This window comes from Stenotrophomonas sp. (assembly GCF_032066555.1).
Classification (GTDB): Bacteria; Pseudomonadota; Gammaproteobacteria; order Xanthomonadales; family Xanthomonadaceae; genus Stenotrophomonas.
The window spans coordinates 190,986-211,851 of the sequence record NZ_DAMBKV010000003.1; the positions used below are offsets into that span (position 1 = coordinate 190,986).

The 20,866-nt window shown below is 64.7% G+C and carries 15 protein-coding genes; 6 read left to right on the plus strand and 9 right to left on the minus strand.

The window, feature by feature from the left end; genetic code table 11:
• Positions 1-4: 4 nt before the first annotated feature.
• From ctaD to RT131_RS05850, 3 genes are all read right to left on the minus strand, one after another.
• A complete protein-coding gene (gene ctaD / locus RT131_RS05840; protein WP_313171094.1) occupies positions 5-1,615 on the minus strand; it encodes a cytochrome c oxidase subunit I in 1,611 nt (536 codons plus the stop codon).
• 62 nt (positions 1,616-1,677) lie between these two features.
• Positions 1,678-2,619, minus strand: coding sequence for a cytochrome c oxidase subunit II (gene coxB / locus RT131_RS05845; protein ID WP_313171095.1), 942 nt, complete (start codon positions 2,617-2,619; stop codon positions 1,678-1,680).
• 17 nt (positions 2,620-2,636) lie between these two features.
• On the minus strand, positions 2,637-3,110 hold the full coding sequence (locus RT131_RS05850) for a DUF2244 domain-containing protein (RefSeq protein ID WP_313171350.1): 474 nt from the start codon (positions 3,108-3,110) through the stop codon (positions 2,637-2,639).
• A 292-nt stretch (positions 3,111-3,402) separates the two neighbouring features.
• Between RT131_RS05850 and putA the strand changes: the two genes are divergently transcribed.
• On the plus strand, positions 3,403-6,621 hold the full coding sequence (gene putA / locus RT131_RS05855; protein WP_313171097.1) for a bifunctional proline dehydrogenase/L-glutamate gamma-semialdehyde dehydrogenase PutA: 3,219 nt from the start codon (positions 3,403-3,405) through the stop codon (positions 6,619-6,621).
• Positions 6,622-7,204: 583 nt separating this feature from the next.
• Here the strand turns inward: putA and RT131_RS05860 are convergent.
• Complete coding sequence (locus tag RT131_RS05860) at positions 7,205-8,653, minus strand: outer membrane protein transport protein (RefSeq protein ID WP_313171099.1); 1,449 nt, start codon at positions 8,651-8,653, stop codon at positions 7,205-7,207.
• 202 nt (positions 8,654-8,855) lie between these two features.
• Here RT131_RS05860 and RT131_RS05865 point away from each other — a divergent pair, with 202 nt between their 5' ends.
• Entirely contained in the window at positions 8,856-9,548 is a 693-nt protein-coding gene (locus tag RT131_RS05865; protein ID WP_313171101.1) for a rhomboid family intramembrane serine protease, read from the plus strand.
• Between the two features lie 160 nt (positions 9,549-9,708).
• Here the strand turns inward: RT131_RS05865 and RT131_RS05870 are convergent, their stop codons facing one another.
• Complete coding sequence (locus RT131_RS05870) at positions 9,709-11,121, minus strand: S41 family peptidase (RefSeq protein WP_313171103.1); 1,413 nt, start codon at positions 11,119-11,121, stop codon at positions 9,709-9,711.
• A gap of 116 nt (positions 11,122-11,237) precedes the next feature.
• Complete coding sequence (locus RT131_RS05875; RefSeq protein ID WP_313171352.1) at positions 11,238-12,470, minus strand: peptidoglycan DD-metalloendopeptidase family protein; 1,233 nt, start codon at positions 12,468-12,470, stop codon at positions 11,238-11,240.
• Between the two features lie 160 nt (positions 12,471-12,630).
• Between RT131_RS05875 and RT131_RS05880 the strand changes: the two genes are divergently transcribed.
• Entirely contained in the window at positions 12,631-13,284 is a 654-nt protein-coding gene (locus RT131_RS05880) for a hypothetical protein (RefSeq protein ID WP_313171105.1), read from the plus strand.
• A 61-nt stretch (positions 13,285-13,345) separates the two neighbouring features.
• Positions 13,346-15,055 (plus strand): M28 family metallopeptidase, encoded by a 1,710-nt coding sequence (locus tag RT131_RS05885; RefSeq protein ID WP_313171107.1) that lies wholly within the window; start codon positions 13,346-13,348, stop codon positions 15,053-15,055.
• 192 nt (positions 15,056-15,247) lie between these two features.
• Here the strand turns inward: RT131_RS05885 and rarD are convergent, their stop codons facing one another.
• Complete coding sequence (rarD, locus tag RT131_RS05890) at positions 15,248-16,159, minus strand: EamA family transporter RarD (RefSeq protein ID WP_313171109.1); 912 nt, start codon at positions 16,157-16,159, stop codon at positions 15,248-15,250.
• Entirely contained in the window at positions 16,156-17,058 is a 903-nt protein-coding gene (yedA, locus tag RT131_RS05895; RefSeq protein ID WP_313171110.1) for a drug/metabolite exporter YedA, read from the minus strand. The genes rarD and yedA overlap by 4 nt, the downstream gene beginning before the upstream one ends.
• A 196-nt stretch (positions 17,059-17,254) precedes the next feature.
• On the opposite strand from yedA, the gene RT131_RS05900 reads away from it, so the two are divergent.
• Positions 17,255-18,589, plus strand: coding sequence for an MFS transporter (locus RT131_RS05900; RefSeq protein ID WP_313171112.1), 1,335 nt, complete (start codon positions 17,255-17,257; stop codon positions 18,587-18,589).
• Positions 18,573-18,875, plus strand: a complete 303-nt coding sequence (locus RT131_RS05905; RefSeq protein ID WP_313171114.1) for a hypothetical protein — start codon at positions 18,573-18,575, stop codon at positions 18,873-18,875. Before RT131_RS05900 ends, RT131_RS05905 begins: the two co-directional genes overlap by 17 nt.
• 16 nt (positions 18,876-18,891) lie before the next feature.
• Here RT131_RS05905 and RT131_RS05910 read toward each other — a convergent pair whose 3' ends face one another.
• The gene (locus tag RT131_RS05910; RefSeq protein WP_313171354.1) at positions 18,892-20,544 is read right to left on the minus strand and encodes a M28 family metallopeptidase; all 1,653 of its coding nucleotides are present in this window, start codon (positions 20,542-20,544) and stop codon (positions 18,892-18,894) included.
• Between the last annotated feature and the right edge of the window lie 322 nt (positions 20,545-20,866).

Here is a 20,866-nt window from a genome sequence, read left to right on the forward strand (position 1 = left end):
CTCCTCAGTGCGTCACGTCATCATGTGCCAGGTCACCCGGCTTGATCACCGGCGGCACGGTGAAGGTATGCGCCGGCGCGGGCGACGGAATGGTCCATTCCAGGCCCTTGGCGCTTTCCCAGGCACGTGCTTCGGCGCGCTTGCCGTTGCGCAGCGAGGCCAGCAGGATCGCCGCCATCATGAACGGCGTCGCGAACATGCCGAACGCACCGATCGAGCTGATCAGGTTCCAATCGGCGAACACCGGGTTGTAGTCCGGGATACGCCGCGGCATGCCGGCCAGGCCAAGGAAGTGCTGCGGGAAGAACAGCAGGTTGACGAACACCATCGTCCACCAGAAATGGAACTTGCCCCAGAACTCGTTGTACATGCGGCCGGTCCACTTTGGCCACCAGTAGTACACCGCAGCAATCAGTGCCAATACCGCGCCGGTCACCAGCACGTAATGGAAGTGCGCCACCACGAAATAGGTGTCGTGGTACTGGTAGTCGGCCGGCACGATCGCCAGCATCAGGCCGGAGAAACCACCGATGGTGAACAGGATCACGAACGAGATGGAGAACAGCATCGGCGTTTCAAACGTCAGCGAGCCCTCCCACATCGTGCTGACCCAGTTGAACACCTTCACCCCGGTCGGGATCGAGATCAGCATCGTGGCGAACATGAAATAGATCTCGCCACCCAGCGGCATGCCCACCGTGAACATGTGGTGGGCCCACACGATGAACGACAGGAAGGCGATGGCGGCGGTGGCGTAGACCATGGCCTGGTAGCCGAACAATGGCTTGCGGCTGAAGGTCGGCAGGATCTCGCTGACCACGCCGAACGCCGGCAGGATCATGATGTAGACCTCGGGGTGACCGAAGAACCAGAAGATGTGCTGGTACATCACCGGGTCACCGCCACCGGCGGCGTTGAAGAAGCTGGTGCCGAAGAACTTGTCGGTCAGCAGCATGGTCACCGCGCCAGCCAGCACCGGCATCACCGCGATCAGCAGGAAGGCGGTGATCAGCCAGGTCCAGCAGAAGATCGGCATCTTCAACAGGTCGATGCCCGGCGCGCGCATGTTGAGCACGGTGGCGATGATGTTGATCGCGCCCATGATCGAGCTGACACCGGCCACGTGGATGGCGAACACGCTGAAGGCGACGTTGTAGCCACCCTGCAGCGACAGCGGCGGATACAGCGTCCAGCCACCGGCCGGCGCACCGCCGGGCAGGAACAGGGTCACCAGCAGCATGCCGAAGGCCACAGGCAGCAGCCAGAACGACCAGTTGTTCATGCGCGGCAGCGCCATGTCCGGCGCGCCGATCTGCAGCGGGATCATCCAGTTGGCGAGGCCGACGAAGGCCGGCATCACGCCACCGAAGATCATCACCAGTGCATGCACGGTGGTCATCTGGTTGAAGAACTCCGGCTTGACGAACTGCAGGCCGGGTTGCGCCAGCTCCAGCCGGATCACCACGCTCATCGCCGCGCCGACGATGAACATCGTGAAGCTGAAAAGCAGGTACAGCGTGCCGATGTCCTTGTGATTGGTGGAGAAGAACCAGCGCTCGAAGAAGCCCTGTTGGTGCCCGTGGTGATCGGAGTGGTCCACTGCGGTATTCGCCATTGCAACTACACCTCTTTATCCGTTTTCAGGCATCGCGCCGGCAGCACCGGCACGCAGTGGTATCAGGCACCGGCCGCCGCAGCTGCGGCGGGTGTAGCGTCGGGTTGGGTTGCAGCCGGCGTAGCCGCAGGTGCCGGCTCGGCAGCAGGTGCGGGCGCAGCCTCGGTAGGCGCGGCAGGCGCAGGCTTGCGCGAGGCCAGCCAGGACTTGAACTCGTCCTTGGACACGGCCTTGACCACGATCGGCATGAAGCCATGGTCCTTGCCGCACAGCTCCGCGCATTGGCCGCGGTAGACGCCTTCGGTTTCGATGTTGGTCCAGCGCTCGTTGATGAAGCCCGGCACCGCATCCTGCTTCCAGCCCAGAGCGGGCACCCACCAGGCGTGGATGACGTCATCGGAAGTGATGACGAAACGGACCTTGGTATCCACCGGCAGCACCAGCGGGTTGTCCACGTCCAACAGGTAATGCGGATCGCTGGCCATGGTCGGCACGCTGCCGCTCTGCCGCACTTCGTCGGACTTGCGGTCCAGGCGGCTGGTGAAGGCGACGTCTTCACCCAGGTATTCGTACTTCCACATCCACTGATAGCCGGTGATCTTCACCGTCATCTCGGAATCGCGGGTGTCGTACATGGCGATCAGCTTGGCCGTGGCCGGCCAGGCCATCACTACCAGGATGATGATCGGGATGACGGTCCAGATGATTTCCGCCTTGGTGTTGTGGCTGAACTGCTTGGCCACCGCCCCCTTGGACCTGCGGAACTTGAAGATGGCATAGGCCATGGCGCCGAACACCAGCACACCGATGACGGTACATACCCACAAGGCCACCATATGTGCGTCCCACGCCATACGCGAGGTATGGGTGACGCCCTTGCCCATATTGAGCTGCCATTCCTTGGGATCGGCCGATTGCGCCCATGCTGCCTGCGCCGACAGCATCATCGCTGCCGCTGCCAAACCGTGTTTCAACTTCGCGCCCCACACGCTGCTTTGCTTCATTGCCTAGACCCTTGACGTCATCGGTTGCTGCCATTGCTGGCCGCGAGCAAGCCTTCAAGTGTCACCGCAAGTTCCCGACGTTCCACGGGCGCGAGGAAACTCCCCACTTCCACCCACTTGCCGCTGGAAACCAGCAGGACCCGTTCCTTCCCGGCCACCACCCGCACCCAATAAGGGTGCGCATGGAACACCGGCGAAACTCCGGTTGCGGGAATTACTTCCACGCAGTCCGGTCCTACCCGGATCTCTTCCTGGCGATTGCTGCTGCGCCAACATGCGCGCAGGGCAGCAGCCACCAGCAAGCCATGCAACAACGCGAAGACGGGTGCCAAGACGTTTCCGGACAACCAACCCAAGCCTGCCGAGAACGCCATCAACCCAGCCAACGCCGCAAACAACTGGACGAACTGCCGAGCACTGAGTGCCCGTGGGGGGTGCAGTAACAACTGCGTCCCTGAGCCATCGGAACCTTGCCGAAGCACCTGGATCATCGCAGCCGCGTCCATACCGCGGAAATCGAGTTCGATGGTAGCCCTGCCCACGCTCGCCCGGCAAGCTTCCATTCATCATCGTCATCAATGCTGCAGTGCACATCAAAACTGTGCCGATATCGTCCAAGCACGTCGATTTAGATGACGGAATCGGCACAATCAAAATCACCTCGCTGAATATTGCAAAAGCGCCCACAGGCCAGTGCTTTCACCCTGCAAACGGACGCCCGCAGGGGACTAGGAAATCCGCCGCCGAAGATTAAAATGGCCGAATCCAACTGTGGCCGAGCGCATGAACGCAACACCTTCTCCTGATGTCGCCTCCCCTACGTCAGCGGCCCCGCCGCTGCTGACGCCCGAGCTGCCGCCGGCGCCATCCGCGCTGCGCCAGGCCATCACCGATGCATGGCTGAAGGACGAAGCCAGCCACGTGCGCGAGCTGCTGGAACAGGCCCGCCTGCCCGCTGCCGAACAGGCACAGGTACAGGCCACCGCCGCCGACCTGGTGCGCCGCGTGCGCGCACGCGCCAAGAACCAGGGCGCGATCGAAGCCTTCATGCGCCAGTACGACCTGGGCAGCGAGGAAGGCGTGCTGCTGATGTGCGTGGCCGAAGCCCTGCTGCGCATTCCGGACCAGGAAACCGCCGACAAGCTGATCCGCGACAAGCTGGGCGAAGCCGACTGGAAGCGCCACATGGGCCAGTCCGACTCGGTGCTGGTCAATGCCTCCACCTGGGGCCTGATGCTGACCGGTCACCTGGTTGACCTGGCCGATGCCACCAAGCGCGACGTGCACGGCGCCTTCAAGCGCCTGATCGGCCGCGTCGGTGAGCCGGTGATCCGTCTGGCCGTGCGCCAGGCGATGAAGATCATGGGCCACCAGTTCGTCATGGGCCGCACCATCGACGAAGCGCTGGCGCGCTCGCACAAGGGCGACAACAGCAACTACCGCTACTCCTTCGACATGCTCGGCGAAGGCGCGCTGACCATGAAGGACGCGCTGCGCTACCTGGAAGACTACCGCCGCGCCATCCATGCGATCGGCAGCGACAACATCGCCCGCGGCGGCAAGGCCGATGGCGACGTCACCACCTCGCACGGCATCTCGATCAAGCTGTCGGCACTGTACCCGCGCTACGAACATGCCAAGCGCGAGCGCGTGCTCAAGGACCTGGTACCGGGCGTTCTGGAACTGGCGCAGCTGGCCAAGTCCTATGGCATCGGCTGCACCGTCGACGCCGAGGAAAGCGACCGCCTGGAACTGTCGCTGGACATCATCGAGCGCGTGGTCAGCGATGCCTCGTTGAAGGGCTGGGCGGGCTTCGGCATCGTCGTGCAGTCCTACCAGAAGCGCACGCCGTACACGATTGATTACCTCGCCGACCTGGCCCGCCGCATCGGCCACAAGCTGCAGGTGCGCCTGGTCAAGGGCGCGTACTGGGATGCGGAAATCAAGCGCGCGCAGATCGAAGGCCTGCCCGGCTACCCGGTGTTCACCCGCAAGCAGAACACTGACGTGTCCTACATCGCCTGCGCCAAGCGCCTGTTCGGCCATGCCGATGCGATCTACCCGATGTTCGCCACCCACAACGCGGCCACCATCGCCACGATCAAGCAGATTGCCAAGGGCGGCGTGTACGAGCACCAGAAGCTGCACGGCATGGGTGATGACCTGTATGCCGAGGTGATTCCGGCTGACCGTTTGAACGTGCCCTGCCGCGTGTACGCGCCGGTCGGCTCGCATGAAGACCTGCTGCCCTACCTGGTGCGTCGCCTGCTGGAAAACGGCGCCAACTCCAGCTTCGTCAACCGCATCACCGATGAAGACGTGTCCATCGACGACCTGATCCGCGATCCGGTCGAAGCCGTATCTTCGTTCGCCTCCATCCCGCATCCCAAGATCCCGCTGCCGGTTGATTTGCTGCGCAGCCAGAACCACGACAGGACCAACTCCATGGGCATCAACCTCGCCAACGACAACGAACTGCGCGCCCTGGCTGAGCAGCTCAACGCCGCCATCAAGCCTTGGCAGGCGACGCCGCTGGTGCAGGGCGTGGCCCCGGGCACGCCGTCGCAGCCGGTGGTCAACCCGGCCGACAACCGCCAGGTCGTCGGTCACTGGCAGGCTGCCGATGCCGCCACCGTGCAGAAGGCGCTGGCCAATGCCGTCGCCGCACAGCCAGCCTGGAACCGCACCCCGGCCGCCAGCCGCGCCGCCATCCTCGAGCACGCCGCTGACCAGCTGGAAGCCCGCATCGCCGAGTTCATGGCGCTGTGCGTGAAGGAAGCCGGCAAGAGCCTGCCCGACGGCGTCGCCGAAGTGCGCGAAGCGGTGGACTTCCTGCGTTACTACGCCAAGCAGGCGCGCGAGCAGTTCGGCACCGCCGAGAAGCTGCCCAGCCCGACCGGCGAAAGCAACGAGCTGCAGCTGCACGGCCGTGGCGTCTTCGTCTGCATCAGCCCGTGGAACTTCCCGCTGGCGATCTTCCTCGGCCAGGTGGCCGCTGCCCTGGCCGCTGGCAACAGCGTCATCGCCAAGCCGGCCGAGCAGACCAACCTGATCGGCTACTACGCAGTGAAGCTGCTGCTGGATGCCGGCGTGCCGGAAGGCGTGCTGCAGTTCCTGCCGGGCGATGGCGCCACCGTCGGTGCCGCACTGACCGCCGACCCGCGCGTGGCCGGCGTGGCCTTCACCGGCTCCACCGAGACCGCCCGCGCCATCAACCGCGCGATGGCCGCACGCGATGCCGCCATCGGCGTGCTGATCGCCGAGACCGGTGGCCAGAACGCCTTCATCGCCGACTCCTCGGCGCTGCCGGAACAGCTGGTCAAGGATGCGATCGGCTCAGCCTTCACCTCCGCCGGCCAGCGTTGCTCGGCAGCGCGCGTGCTGTTCGTGCAGGACGACATCGCCGACAAGGTGATGGGCATGCTGTCCGGCGCGATGGCCGAACTGAAGGTTGCCGATCCGGGCGAACTGTCCACCGACGTCGGCCCGGTCATCGACGCCGATGCACTGCAGATCCTCAAGGATCACGCCGTGCGCATGGACGCCGAAGCCCGCCTGATCGCTGCCGCACCGCTGTCCGAAGCCGCCGCGCACGGCACCTTCTTCGCCCCGCGCGCGTATGAGCTGAAGGATCTGAACCAGCTGCACAAGGAGATCTTCGGGCCGGTGCTGCACGTGATCCGCTGGAAGGCCGATCAGCTGGATGCGGTGATCGATCAGATCAACGCCACCGGCTACGGCCTGACCCTGGGCGTGCACTCGCGCATCGACGAAACCGTTGATCGCATCGCTTCGCGCGTCAACGTCGGCAACGTCTACGTCAACCGCAACCAGATCGGCGCCGTGGTCGGCGTGCAGCCGTTCGGCGGCCAGGGCCTGTCCGGCACCGGCCCCAAGGCCGGCGGCCCGCACTACCTGCTGCGTTTTGCCACCGAAAAGACGGTGACGGTGAACACCACCGCCGCCGGCGGCAACGCCTCGCTGCTGACCCTGGGCGATTGATTCCAGCAGTGGCGTGATTGAGAAAAACCCCGCGCAAGCGGGGTTTTTCTTTGCCTCGCGAAAAGCTACCCCTCCCCAGCCCTCCCCTTCGCTGCGCGAAAGGGAGGGAGCGTAGTGCCGAGCCATGCTCGGCAGAGGCTTTCCCGGCAACGCAGCAGCACCGCAATGACTGGGGGAGCAGTGTCAGCCGCGAAGCCGGCATCATTGAACACCGCCATATCCAACACCTGATCAACCATCTGCTTCGCGGCTGACGCCGCTCCCACAATCGCTGTTTCAAACGGCTTTTTCCTTGCGAAGACCCACCCCTCCCCAACCCTCCCCTTCGCTGCGCGAAAGGGAGGGGGCTGTAGTGCCGAGCCATGCTCGGCAGAGGCTTTCCCGGCAATGCATCCATCTTGTAGGAGCGGCATAAGCCGCGAAGCAGATGATCCAACTGATTGCAGCGGCATCGGCGATTCCATTGATGCCAGCTTCGCGGCTGACGCCGCTCTTCCAAATGCATGGCGGCCTTGCCGTGCAACACACAAACAAAAAGCCCCGCTTGCGCGGGGCTTTCTGCAGGCATCAATTACAGGTCCGCTTAGAACTTGTAGTTGATCGAGGCAGCCAGGATGTCGCCGCCCACGTCGTACTTGCCCTTGACCACGTTGCCGGTGGCCGAGGTGACATTGATGCTCGGCTCATCGGTGAACAGGTGGGTGTAACCGAAGTTGAACTCGGTCTTCTCCGACGGGGTCCAGCCGAGGCCAACCGACAGCCACTTGCGGGTCACGTCCGGCACGCGCACGTCGCGGTGCTCGATGCTGGTCGGCGACTCGTCATAGGCCACACCGCCACGCAGGGTGATGGTGTCGGACAGCTTGTACTCGGTACCGATCGAGCCAAAGGTGGTGTCGTTGTAATGGAAGCCCAGGGTGTTGTCCGGCTGGTTCGAAGCGAAGTCGACGGTGACTTCGTCGAAGGCGGTCTTCCACGCGGTGCGCGAGACGTCACCCATCACCGTCCAGCGGTCGTTGATGCGGTGGGTAACGCTCATCGAGAACGAGGCCGGCAGGGTCACCGTGGCCTTGCCCGAGGTGTCCACGAACAGGCCGCTACCCGGCTGGCCGAGGGCAACCGAGACATTCTGCGGAACGGTGAAGTTGGCCTTGCCACCGGTGATCTTGTGCTCGACCTTGGAGCGGTAGCTGAAGGCGATGTTGGTGTTCTCGGTCGGGCTCAAGGTGGTGCCGAGCACGTAACCGACGGCATTGTTGTCGCCTTCGATGGTGACGAAACCATCGGCGCTGCCCGGGAAGAAGCCACCCGCAGCAGCGGCCTGGCCAGCTGCAGCAGCAGCGGCGGCAATCTGCGCCGGGGTGCGGCCGGCGGCAGCAGCAGCTCCGGCAGCACGCTGCTGGGCGGCGCCGTTGACCACGGCGCCCATGTCCAGGGCGTTGGACAGTTCGATGGTCAGGTGCTCAACGAACACCGACGCACCGAACGACACATACGGGTTGACGTCGTAAGAGAACGCCGCGCCCAGGTCGATGGCCTTCAGGTCGGTGGTCACGCCGCTGTAGCGACCCACCCAGTTCTTGTCGTAATCGGTCTTGAAGCCGAACGGTGCAGTCAGCGACAGGCCGAAATGCATGTTGTCGTTCTCACCGAACGGCAGGTGGAAATACGCGGCCGGGACCGGCGCGATCATGCCGGCGTCGCCGCCGTTGCCACCGGTGATCTCGGTGCCGGTACCCGGGCCACCCGGGCCGGAGTTACGGCCGGAAGCCTTGGTGAAATCCGCGGAGAAGCTGATCGCGCTCAGGTCAGCCTGGAACTGGCGGCCATCGAGCAGGCGCATCGACGCCGGGTTGGTGGCGACAACCGAAGCGTCGTCCCATGCGCTGGTGGAACCAGCAAAAGCACGGCCGAGACCCTTGGCACTGTTTTCCTTCAGCTGGAAGGCAGCAGCATTGGCGTGGCCGAAGGCCAGCGCGCCGGCGATACCGACAGCAAGGGCAGTTACGCGGGCAATAGCAGAAGCGGTCATAGTGGAAGCTCTCTCCGTAAACGGTAATGGTCGTTTTTGCGCCTGCACTCCCAAGCAGCCAGGCCGCTTGACAGTGCGCCGGAGTCCCCTCCCGACATACGACGCCGTATGCAGTATCACCCACGCTGGTTAACTAAACAATAACGACGAAAGACATATTCCCAGCCCGTCCCGGGCGGGACCGGGTTAGGCTTCCGGACTCATGTTCGTCTCCATTCCTTCCAGAAATAAGTCAGGCCTGCGCTGGGCAGTGCCCCTGCTTTGCCTGACCCTGCTGGCCGCCTTTCTCTGGTCGATCTCACGGCCAGATGAGGCGCGGCGCACGCTATGGCTGGACTGGGGCGCCTTGGCCACCGGCCTGGGCAGCAGTCGTGACTGGTGGGCGGCACTGAGCGATGGCAGCGTATTAAGGCTGTTCACCGCCTTGTTCCTGCACGCGGACTGGTCACACCTGCTGGGCAACCTGGTGTTCCTGCTGATCTTCGGCCTGCCAGCGGAGCGGGTACTGGGGCCGTGGCGCTTGCTGCTGCTGTTCCTGTTCGGTGGCGCAATCGCCAACCTGGCCGCGCTGTATGTGATCGGCTCGCCCGAGCGCACCATCATCGGCGCCAGTGGCGCGGTCTCGGCCTTGATGGGCACGTACCTGACGCTGTTCCCGCGCGCCAAGCTGGGCGTGGTTCTGCCCTTGGGCCTGTTCCTGGAGTTCGTGCGTGCGCCGGCCTTCCTGCTGATCGGCGTGTGGGCGGCCCTGCAGGTGGTGTTCGCCTATATCGGCCCCAGCTTCGGCATGGTGGCCTGGTCGGCGCATGTGGCCGGCTTTCTGTTTGGCGTGGCGTACGGGCTGTATGTGCGTGCCGCGATCGCCCGGCGTCTGCGCAAGCGCAAGGGCTTCTAGCCCTGCTTTTTTTTGTGGGAGCGGCGTGAGCCGCGAAGCCGGTGCCCCATCAGGTCACCGGCTTGCCTGCAGTTCATTGATATCGGCTTCGCGGCTTACGCCGCTCCCACAAGAACACCGATATAGCCCGGGAAAGCCCCTTGCCGAGCATGGCTCGGCACTACAGGGGCTCGTCTTCCGCTGCAGGCTTTTCCTTGGCTTCCGGCTTCGTGGTCTCTGCCGGCACCGCAGGCTTCACCTCCGCCGCTGGCTTCGCCTTTGCCGCCGCGGCGGCCTGCGCTGCCGCTACCGAGCCGGGGTGCTTGAGTTCCTGCAAGGCCGACTGGATCGGCGCATCGCCCGGCAACACCACGCCGGCCTTGCTGCCGGCCGCTTCGTCATCACCGCGTAGATGCCCGGGCAGCTTGGCTTCGCTGTAATCGCTCAGGCTGGCCGGCAGGTCGTTGGGCGCGTCGGCCGGGTCCGGCATCAATTCCACATCCGGGACGATGCCGGTGGCCTGGATCGAGCGTCCGCTGGGCGTGTAGTAACGGGCGGTGGTCAGTTTCACCGAGTCGCCGTTGTCCAGCGGCAGCACGGTCTGCACCGAACCCTTGCCGAAGCTGCGGCTGCCAACCACGCGGGCACGGCCATTGTCGCGCAGGGCACCGGCCAGCACTTCCGAGGCACTGGCCGAACCAGCGTCGGCCAGCACCACCATCGGCGCCCCCTTCAGCAGGTCGCCCGGGGTGGCATCGAACCTGGCATCACTGATCGAGATCCGGCCGCGGGTGCTGACGATGCCGCCCTTCTCCAGCAGGTCATCGGCCACCTGCACGGCAGCGGTCAGCAGGCCGCCGGGGTTGCTGCGCAGGTCCAGCACCAGCCCCTTCAGCTTGCCGCCGGCCTGCGCCTGCAGCTGGTTGAGCTGCTTCTGGAAATCGGCACCGGTGTCGGCCTGGAACGTGCTGATGCGGATGTAGCCATAGCCCGGTTCCAGCATCCGGCTGCGCACACTGGTGACGCGGATGGTCTCACGCATCACGGTGACGTCGAAGGGCTTCTGCTCGCCGCGGGCGATGGTCAGCACCACACTGCTGCCGGCCTTGCCGCGCAATGGTTCGCTGGCATCGATGGCATTGATCGGGGTGCCATCGATGGCCACGATCAGATCGCCGGCCTTCAGTCCGGCACGCGCGGCCGGGGTGTCGTCGATCGGCGATACCACCTTCAAGGTGTTGTCCTGCTGCAGGACCTCCACACCGATGCCTTCATAGGCACCGCTGGTCTGTTCGTCGAAGGCTTCTGCATCTTCCTTGTCGAAGTAGGTGCTGTGCGGGTCCAGCTCCAGCAGCAGGCCGCGCACCGCCGACTGCATCAGTTTCTTGTCATCCACCGGATCTACATAGGCCGCACGCACGGCGTTGTAGACCCCTACGAAGCGGCGGATCTCGTCCAGGGGTACGCGTGAGGTGACCGATTCCTTGGCATCGGGATCGTCCGCCTTGGACACCTTGTCCGGGGCGCTCTGGGCCAATGCAACAGCCGGTGACAGGGCCAACAGCAGGGCAGCAGCAAGACGGGCTACACGCATGAACCACTCCATGAGATTACGGATGCGCAATAACCGCGCTGGACCCGATTATGCGCGAAGCCCGGCTAAATTCTTGTTGAATCGACGCATCTGGCTGCGCCAGCGCTCAGCCCGCGTTACTGCCGCTGCAGCCAGGTCGAGGGATCCACCGGTTGGCCGTTGCGGCGCAGTTCAAAATACAGCGCGGTCACGCCCTGCCCCCCGGAGTTGCCGACCTTGGCCACCGCATCGCCGCGCTTGATGGTGGCACCGGCATCCTTGAGCAGGGTGTCGTTGTGCGCGTACAGGCTCATATAGCCGTTGCCGTGGTCGACGATCAGGATCATGCCGTAGCCGGTCATCCAGTCGGAGAACACCACGGTGCCGTCGGCTACCGCGGTCACCGTGCTGCCGGCCGGTGCGCCGATCAGCACGCCGGCGCTGTTGCGCCCATCCGGCAGGCGACCGCCGTAACGGGCCAGCAGGTTGCCCGACAATGGCCAGCCCAGCCCGCCCACGCGCGGCGCAGGCGCATTGGCGACCACTCGCGGCGGTACCTTGCCCGGCGTGGCCCGTGCCGGACTGCGTGCGGAGCCGCCGCCATTGCTCGCCGCGGCCTGGCGGGCCTGCTCGGCGGCGCGGCGCGCGGCGGCACGTCGCTCGGCTTCGGCACGGGCGGCGGCGGCACGCAGGCTCGCCAACACCTGCTCCAGCGCGCGCGCGTCCTTGCCCAAAGCCTGCTCGCGCTGGCTGCGGTCCTGGTAGCGGCTGTCCAGTTCACTCAATACAGAAGCCCGCTGGCGACGGTCCTGGGCCAGCGCAGCGGCCTGTTGGCGCTGCTGTTCGCGAGCCTGTTCCAACTCTTTGCTGCGCGCGACGATCTGCTGCTCGGTCGTGTTCAAGGCCTGCAGATCGGTGGTCAGCCCGGCGATTGCCCGCGCCCGCTCACGCTGCAGATACCGGTGATAGGCCAGCTCGCGATTGGCGTCGGCCACGGTGTCCTGCGACAACAGCAGTTTCAACGGTGCGTGGTTGCCCAGCTGGTAGGCACCGCGCAGCAGCGTGGCCAGTTGCTGGCGTTGCTGGGCCAGCCCGCTCTCCAGCGTGCTTCGACGCTGCTGCAAGGCCGTCAATGACTGTTGTTCCCGCTGCACGGCCGCTTCTGCCTCGGCCACCGCGCGGCCGCTGCGGGCAACCTTCTGGTCGGCCTCGCGCAGGCGCTGGCTGGCCTCGCCACGCTGCCCTTCCAGCTGCCGCCGTTCCTGTGAAACGCTCTTGAGCTCGCCACGCAGTTGCTGCAGCTTCTTCTCGGTGTCGCGCGAGTTGTTCTGCGCCAGCAGTGGCCCGGCCAGCAGCGCCAGGACCAGCAGGCAAGCACCGCGCCACGGCGGCAGGGCCGCACATCGCAGGGAACTGGGCTGTTGACTGGGCGGGTGCAAAGAGGTTCCAGTGACTTCAGGCAGATGCGGATTGTACCCAAGCGTGGTGCCATGCCACCCAGTCCATCGGCATTTCCATCCCGGAGATATCATGAAACGTCTATTCCTGCTCCTGCTGCTGAGTACGACCGCCCCGCTGGCCATGGCCTCTGAGGACATCAGCAAGGTCAATGGCAGCATCCAGACCCAGGCCGGCACCACCTACGGCGATCTGGAAACGGTCAACGGCAGCATCCAGCTGGCCGCCGGCGTGCAGGCCAACAGCGTCGAAACCGTGAACGGCAGCGTTCGTATCGAAGACAACGTGCAGGCGCACAGCATCGAGACGGTCAACGGCGCGATCCGCGGCGGTCGCAACCTGGTGCTTACCCACGGCCTGGATACGGTGAACGGCGGCATCTATGTTGACCGCGGCAGCCGCATCGGCGGCGACATCGAGACCGTCAACGGCAGCATCGGCCTGGTCGCGGTGCAGTTGGGGGGCGACATCGAGACCGTCAACGGTGATATCACCGTGGGCATCGACTCGGTGGTGAAAGGCGGCATCAAGGTCAATCGCCCCTCGTTCGGTATCTCGTTGACCGCACCGCGCAAGCCGCGCATCGTCATCGGCCCGAATGCGGTGGTCGAAGGCCAATTGGTATTCGAGCGCGAAGTCACCTTGCTGGTACATGACTCGGCCAAGATCGGGCCTGTGACCGGCGCCACGCCGCAGCGTTTCGACAGCGAAACCGCGCCGCGCTGAACGCGCATTGCAGGCCAATCCTGCCTAGAATCCGGGTTCGACCTTGCAACCCGGAGTTCCCATGCAACGCAAACTGTTGTTGTGCCTGGCCGCCACCGCGGCACTGGCCGCCTGCAAGCAGGAGGCACCGGTACCGGCGGCCTCCGCGCCCGCACCCGCCCCGGCACCGGCGCACACCTTCGCCGGTGGCATCAATGCCGCCGACTTCGGCGAGCTGGTGAAGACCCTGGCCTCGGATGAATTCGAAGGCCGCGCCCCGGGCAGCAATGGCGAAGAACTGACGGTCAACTACATCCGCGACCAGATGCAGCGCATCGGCCTGCAGCCGGGCAATGGCGACAGCTGGTTCCAGGAAGTGCCGATGACCGAGACCACGGCCAACCCGGCTACCGTGCTGAAGATCCAGCAGGGCCAGGCCAGCCGTGACCTGGTGTTCGGCACCGACATGGTGATCGGCACCCGCAGCGGCCAGCCGGAAATCAAGATCGACAACAGCGAACTGGTCTTCGTTGGCTACGGCGTGGATGCACCCGAGCAGAACTGGAACGACTACACCGGCCAGGATTGGAAGGGCAAGACGGTGGTGATGTTCGTCAATGACCCGGGCTTCCACACCGACGACGCCACCTTGTTCGATGGCAAGCGCATGACCTATTACGGGCGCTGGACCTACAAGTTCGAGGAAGCCGCACGCAAGGGCGCCGCCGCTGCGCTGATCGTGCACGACAGCGCTGGCGCTTCCTATGGCTGGGATGTGGTCAAGAACTCCTGGGGCGGTGCCCAGTACGACCTGCCCGCCGCCGAAGACAGCCAGCCACGCCTGCAGGCACAGGGCTGGCTCAGCGCCGAGGCCGCACGCAAGCTGTTCGCCGATGCAGGGTTGGACCTGGACAAGGCCTACAAGGACGCCAGCAAGCGCGGCTTCAAGCCGGCACCGCTGAATGCCAGCCTGTCGCTGGACCTGAAGAGCACCATCGCGCAGAAGAAGTCGCGCAACGTGGTCGGCGTACTGCCGGGCAGCAAGCGCGCCGACGAAGCCGTGCTGTACATGGCGCACTGGGACCACCTGGGCAAGCACGAAGGCGAGGAAGGCGACAACATCTACAACGGTGCGGTCGACAACGCGACCGGCGTGGCCGGCATCCTTGAAGTGGCCGATGCGATGGCGCACCAGCAGACCCCGCCGGAACGCTCAGTGGTGTTCCTTGCCGTGACCCTGGAAGAATCGGGCCTGCTCGGTTCGCAGTACTACGTGAACCACCCGACCTTCCCGCTGGACAAGATCGCCGGCGTGATCAACATCGATGCGATGTCGGTCAATGGCCGCGCGCGTGACCTCACCGTCACCGGTTTCGGCAGCTCCGAGCTGGAAGACCTGCTCAAGCCGCTGGCTGCCAAGCAGGGTCGCACCCTGCATGCGGAAACTTCGGTGCAGAGCGGTTTCTACTTCCGCTCCGATCACTTCAACTTCGCCAAGGCCGGCGTGCCGGCACTGTATGCCGATGGCGGCGAAGACCTGATCGACGGCGGCGTCGAGGCTGGCAAGCGTGCGGCCGAAGCCTATGGCAAGGACCGTTACCACGGCCCGAAGGACGAGTACGACCCGGCCACCTGGAAGCTCGACGGCATCGTCGAAGACCTGGAACTGCTGTACGGCGTTGGCCAGCAGTTGGCCGGCGGCGACGCCTGGCCGAACTGGTACCAAGGCAACCCGTTCAAGGCCAACCGTGACGCGATGATGAAGAACAAGGACAGCAAGGCGGCCAAGTAAGCCGCTGCTGGTCGCGAACAGGAACGGCGCCCTTGGGCGCCGTTCCTGTTCATGTGCTTGCCCGTCGATGCAAAGCGGCGACGCTGTAGCCCGGGTAAGCGCAGCGCACCCGGGAGCCGGGGATAGCCGGCATTGAAGGCAATGCGCAAACAGCCCCGGGTGCGCTGCGCTTACCCGGGCTACGGGGGCTGCCTAGGCCGCCGATGTCTCCACGCGGGCACTGCGTGCCTTGCGCACGCCGGCTACCGCGAACACCACCAGCCCGGCCCAGATCAGGCAGAAGCCAACCAGTTGGCTGGCATTGAAAGCCTCGCGGAACACCAGCACACCGACCAGGAACTGCAGGGTCGGCGCGATGTACTGCAGCAGGCCAACCACGGTCAGCGGTACCCGCCGCACGCCGAAGGCGAAGGCAATCAGCGGGATCGCGCTGACCGCACCGGCCAGCACCAGCAGCACGTCGTTGCCGATGCCCCAGCCGGAGATGAAACCACCGCCGTGGCCGCTCTCGGCCCAGATCACATAGGCCAACGCCGGTGCGACCATGAACAAGCTTTCCACGCCGAGCCCGCTCACCGCATCGACAACCACCAGCTTGCGCAGCAGGCCATACAGGCCAAAAGTGATGGACAGGCCAATCGCGATCCACGGCGGGCGCCCGCTCTGCCAGGTCAGCCAGGCCACGCCCAGCGCCGCCAGCGCTACCGCCAGCCACTGCAGCTTGCCCAGCCGCTCGCCCAGCACCATCACCCCAAGCAGCACGCTTAGCAGCGGATTGATGAAATAACCCAGGCTGGTCTCAACCACGTGGCCGGCATTCACCGCCCAGATGTACAGGCTCCAGTTCAGCGCGATCAGCAGGCTGGACAGGCCCAGCAGCCAGAACCGCCGCGGCGTTGCCCATACCTCCCGCAACCAGCCCCAGCCGCGCACGATACCCAACCCGCCAACCAGCAGCACCGCACTCCAGACAATGCGATGGGCGATGATCAGGAATGACGGCACCTCCTTGAGCAGATGCCAGTACAGCGGGAACAGGCCCCAGATGACGAAGGCCAAGGTGGTGGCCCACAGGCCATTGCGGATTTCGCTGTTGCTGTTCATGTGCGACGCAGCCTTGCAAGGGTGATGACCACGACGCCGGCCAGAATCACCGCCATCGCGCCGAGATCGGAAATGCTGAAACGCTCATGCGCGATCCACGCACCAAGTGCCACGGCAATCACCGGATTGACATAGGCATAGCTGCTGGCCAGCACCGGACGCACGTTGTGCAACAGCCAGACGTAGGCGGTGAAGGCGATGATCGAGCCGAACACGGTCAGGTAGCTCACCGACAGCAGGCCCTGCAGGCTGGGCCAGGCAGTGATGCGTTCGCCGCGCAACAGGCCGGCACTGACCAGGATCAAGCCGCCACACAGCATCTGCCCGGCGGCGGTCATGAACGGCGATGGCAGATCGCGGCCCCGTGACCAGATCGAGCCCGCCGCCCAACCCAGCGGCGCGATCAGCAGCAGGATCAGCCCGGTCGGGGTTGCGGTCAGGCTGCTGCCAGCGTTGAGCCAGACCACACCGACGAAGCCGACCGCAATACCCAGCCATTCGCCACGGGTGACCTTGTCGCCACGGATGGCCGAGAACAACGCCATCCACAACGGCACCGAGGCCACCGCCACCGCGGCCAGGCCGGACGACACATCGCGCTCGGCCAGCACCACCATGCCGTTGCCGAGGAACAGCAGGCACAGGCCCATCACCGCCAGCGTCTTCCATTGCGCACGGGTCGGCGCGGCAACACCGCGCCAGCGCAGCAGGGCATAGAGCACACTGCCGGCAATGACGAAGCGGGTACCGGAGATCACCGTCAGCGGCGGCAGGCCGCTTTCCAGCGCCAGATGGATGCCCAGATAGGTCGATCCCCACACCACGTAGACCAGGAACAAGGCCAGAACTACAAGGCCACCCCTGGGAGGAGCAGCCGGTGTGGAGTCGGGGGAGGACATGAGGCGGTGCCACCATTCGGGGGAAGGTGAATTCTAGGGCACCGTGGCACAGAGATCAGTCTGAAAAACGGCATGCTGTATTCGCCTGGCAGGTCCACCTACATCATCCTTACACCGTCTGCGGTAGCTTGAAGCCGACCACCGCGCCGCCGGCTGCATCGCCCGGCCCCGGCCATCACGCGAGGACATCGTCTGCATGAGTACCACCACCGCACCCGTGGCGGCCGCCACCGAACGCGCCGCCCTGCGCCGCTCCATCTCCAACACCTTGAAAGGCTCGGCCGGCAACCTGGTCGAGTGGTATGACGTCTACGTCTACTCGGTGTTCGCGGTGTACTTCGAGTCGCAGTTCTTCTCGGCCGCCGACAAGAACTCCACGATCTACGTGTGGGCGATCTTCGCCGCCACCTTCCTGATGCGGCCGATCGGTGCCTGGTACTTCGGCCGCTTCGCCGACCGCTACGGGCGCCGTCGCGCCCTGACGGTATCGGTGACAGTGATGGCAGCCTGCTCGTTCCTGATCGCCATCACCCCGACCGCGTCCCAGATCGGCGGCGCTGCGGCATTGATCCTGCTGTTCGCACGGCTGGCACAGGGTTTCGCCACCGGGGGCGAGTACGGCACCAGCGCCACCTATATGTCCGAGGCAGCCATCCCCGGCCGACGTGGCTTCCTCTCCTCGTTCCACTACGTCACCCTGGTCGGCGGCCACGTGCTGGCCCAGTTGACCCTGCTCGGCATGCTGCTGCTGTGGGACAAACCCGAGATCTCGGCCTGGGGCTGGCGTATTGCCTTCGGCATCGGTGGCGTTGCCGCCATCGTGGTGTTCTGGCTGCGCCGGAGCATGGACGAATCGCTGACCTCCGACTCCATCGAAGCAGCGAAGGACGGCCGCGCAAAGGCTTCCGGCTCGATGTACGAACTGTTCGTGCATCAATGGCGGCCGTTGCTGCTGTGCTTCCTGATCACCGCCGGCGGCACGGTGGCGTTCTACACCTACTCGGTGAACGGACCGAAGATGATCCAGAGTGCGTTTGCCGGCAACGACGTGATGACCGGCACCGTGATCAACCTGGGCGTGCTGACCTTTCTGATGCTGCTGCAGCCGGTCGGCGGCTGGCTGTCGGACATCGTCGGTCGCAAGAGCCTGCTGGTGTTCTTCGGCGTCGGTGGCGTGCTCTACAGCTGGTACATGATCACCCAGCTGCCGCAGCAGCATGATCCGCTGATGGCCTTCCTGGTGCTGGCAGTCGGCTTCGTCATCCTCACCGGTTACACCTCGATCAACGCAGTGGTGAAGGCCGAGCTGTTCCCCACGCATGTGCGTGCATTGGGCGTGGGCTTTGGTTATGCGATGGCCAACTCATTGTTTGGCGGCACGGCGCCGTTGCTCTATCAGGGCGCATTGAAGACCGGGCATGTGGATACCTTCGCCATCTATGTCACCGCAGTGATCGCGGTGTCGCTGGTGGTCTATGTGTTCTTCCTGAAGAACAAGGGGCCGAACTGGTTGGATGGTACGCGGCGGTAGTGGCTTTGGCTTTGGCTTTGGCTTTGGCTTTGGCTTTGGCTTTGGCTTTGGCGTTGCTTCTAAGCCGTCATTCCCGCGCAGGCGGGGTATTCAACCGACGAATGTCGGGTCATCGCTCTGCGCACTTGCTTTTGCTTTTGCTTTTGCTTTTGCTTTTGCCCGCATCACGCACGATGCAAACAGCAAAGACCAGAGCGATTCCCGCCTTCGCGGGAATGACGGCATAAAAAGCAAAGAGCAAGAACAAAACCGGCGGACTCAGTCCGCCGGTCTTATCATCACTTAGCGCCGGGCAACATCATTCAACGCCGGGCGGCATCACTCGCTTCACGCGCAGCCTCGAACTCCGCACCCTTCTGCCACGTCGGCCATTTTCTGCTGTTGGCCAACTCCAGTCCCATGTCGTAAACCAACAAGGTATCGGCAGCCAAGCCACGCGCATCCCACTGCGGCGTCCACGCGTCACAGGCCTGGTGGTAGCACTTGGCGAAATAGGCATCACGCAGCGCGCGGCCGGCGGCAACGCCGCCGTCCAGCTTGTCCAAGCCGGCGCCGACAGTGATCGCCGGCACACCCTTGCGGGCAAAGGCAAAGTGATCGGCGCGGTAGAAGAAGCCAGCCTCCAGGTTCGGATCCGGTGACCAACGACGGCCTCGTGCCTGGGCAACGCGCTGCACATCGTCTTCCAGCGACACCCGGCCATTGCCCCAGGTCGCTATGTCGGCGGTTTCGCCATCCGGGCTGAACATCTCGATGTTCAATACCGCAACAGTGGTCTCCAGCGGTGCCAGCGGGTGTGCGGCGTAGTAGCTGGCACCGAGCAGGCCCTTCTCTTCGGCCGTCAACGCGATGAAGTACAGCGAACGCTGCGGACGCGGGCCGTCGGCGAACACGCGGCCCAGCTCCAGCACCGAGGCCACGCCGGTGGCGTTGTCGATGGCGCCGTGGCGCACGGTCTGGCCGTTGGCGTCCGGCTGGCCGATGCCGAAGGCATCCCAGTGCGCCGAGAAGATCACCGATTCCTGCGGATGGCTGCTGCCTTCCAGCTTGGCCACCACGTTACGGGTGACCACGCGCTCACGCTTGACCCAGAAGCTGGTGGTGAGGCTCGCGTCGCCCAGCTCGACAGGACGGAAGTCAGCCTTCATCGCCTTGCGCTTCTCGGCCTCGAAATCGAGGCCAGCGGCACTGAAGATGCGCTCAGCCAGGGCCCGCTGCATCCAGCCGCGTACCGGCGTATGCGCAGCCTGTGCCTCGTCGTTGCTGCGCTCGATATCGAACAGCGGCGAGGTACCGGAAGCCTTCACGGTCGCCCACGGATAGGCGGCCGGAGCGGTCTCGTGCACGATCAGCACACCCTCGGCACCGCGCCGTGCGGCTTCCTCGAACTTGTAGGTCCAGCGGCCGTAGTAGGTCACCGCCTTGCCATCGAACGCACCCGGCGCATCGGTCTCGAAGTCGGCATCGTTGATCAGCACGACGGCGATCTTGCCGCTCAAATCCAGACCCTTGTAATCGTCCCAATGCCGTTCCGGCGCGGAGATGCCGTAACCGATGAACACCAGCGGCGTGTCCTGCTGGTCGACTACACCGAACGGGCTCAGGCTCTGCAGGGTGATGTCCTCACCGTTGACCAGCGGCTGCGACTTGCCGTTCAAGCTCAGGCTGGCCTGCACCGGTCCGTCCACTGTTGCACGGACCAGCGGCACTTCCTGCACCCAGCTGCCGTCGGTGCCACCCGGCTGCAGGCCGGCCTTGCGGAATTCGTCGACCAGATAGTCGACGGTGCGCTGCTCACCGGCCGAGGCCGGGGCACGGCCTTCGAATTCGTCCGAGGCCAGAATGCGGACATGCCGTGACAGTGCTTCCGGATCGATGCCGCCGCCGGGCAGGTCATTGGCCGCCGAGGCGATGCCGCCGACAAACAGGCAGGAAGACAGCAGCAGGATGCGCATCGGATTCACGGCAACTACCAACGACAGAATGAATGGCAGATTCTAACCGCCATTGCCCTTGTAGGCGCGGCAGCGCTGTAGTGCCGAGCCATGCTCGGCAGGGGTTTTACCGGGAATGCCCCTGCCGAGCATGGCTCGGCACTACACCCCCTCCCTTTCGCACCGCGAAGGGGAGGGCTGGGGAGGGGTGAGCTTCACCGCCTCTGCTCTGGTCGTGGCTTCGCAGCTGACGCCGCTCCTGCATTGATCTGCGGCATTGTCGGGCAAGCCCCTGCCGAGCATGGCTCGGCACTACACCCCCTCCCTTTCGCACCGCGAAGGG

Excerpts from the sequence above, each read along its gene's own strand:
- RT131_RS05905 (WP_313171114.1), top strand. The coding sequence starts at position 18,573 with ATGGTACGCGGCGGTAGTGGCTTTGGCTTTGGCTTTGGCTTTGGCTTT.
- RT131_RS05900 (WP_313171112.1), top strand. The coding sequence starts at position 17,255 with ATGAGTACCACCACCGCACCCGTGGCGGCCGCCACCGAACGCGCCGCC.
- RT131_RS05865 (WP_313171101.1), top strand. The coding sequence starts at position 8,856 with ATGTTCGTCTCCATTCCTTCCAGAAATAAGTCAGGCCTGCGCTGGGCA.
- RT131_RS05850 (WP_313171350.1), bottom strand. The coding sequence starts at position 3,110 with ATGATCCAGGTGCTTCGGCAAGGTTCCGATGGCTCAGGGACGCAGTTG.
- ctaD (WP_313171094.1), bottom strand. The coding sequence starts at position 1,615 with ATGGCGAATACCGCAGTGGACCACTCCGATCACCACGGGCACCAACAG.
- yedA (WP_313171110.1), bottom strand. The coding sequence starts at position 17,058 with ATGTCCTCCCCCGACTCCACACCGGCTGCTCCTCCCAGGGGTGGCCTT.
- RT131_RS05910 (WP_313171354.1), bottom strand. The coding sequence starts at position 20,544 with ATGCGCATCCTGCTGCTGTCTTCCTGCCTGTTTGTCGGCGGCATCGCC.
- putA (WP_313171097.1), top strand. The coding sequence starts at position 3,403 with ATGAACGCAACACCTTCTCCTGATGTCGCCTCCCCTACGTCAGCGGCC.
- RT131_RS05860 (WP_313171099.1), bottom strand. The coding sequence starts at position 8,653 with ATGACCGCTTCTGCTATTGCCCGCGTAACTGCCCTTGCTGTCGGTATC.
- RT131_RS05870 (WP_313171103.1), bottom strand. The coding sequence starts at position 11,121 with ATGCGTGTAGCCCGTCTTGCTGCTGCCCTGCTGTTGGCCCTGTCACCG.
- coxB (WP_313171095.1), bottom strand. The coding sequence starts at position 2,619 with ATGAAGCAAAGCAGCGTGTGGGGCGCGAAGTTGAAACACGGTTTGGCA.
- RT131_RS05885 (WP_313171107.1), top strand. The coding sequence starts at position 13,346 with ATGCAACGCAAACTGTTGTTGTGCCTGGCCGCCACCGCGGCACTGGCC.
- RT131_RS05880 (WP_313171105.1), top strand. The coding sequence starts at position 12,631 with ATGAAACGTCTATTCCTGCTCCTGCTGCTGAGTACGACCGCCCCGCTG.
- rarD (WP_313171109.1), bottom strand. The coding sequence starts at position 16,159 with ATGAACAGCAACAGCGAAATCCGCAATGGCCTGTGGGCCACCACCTTG.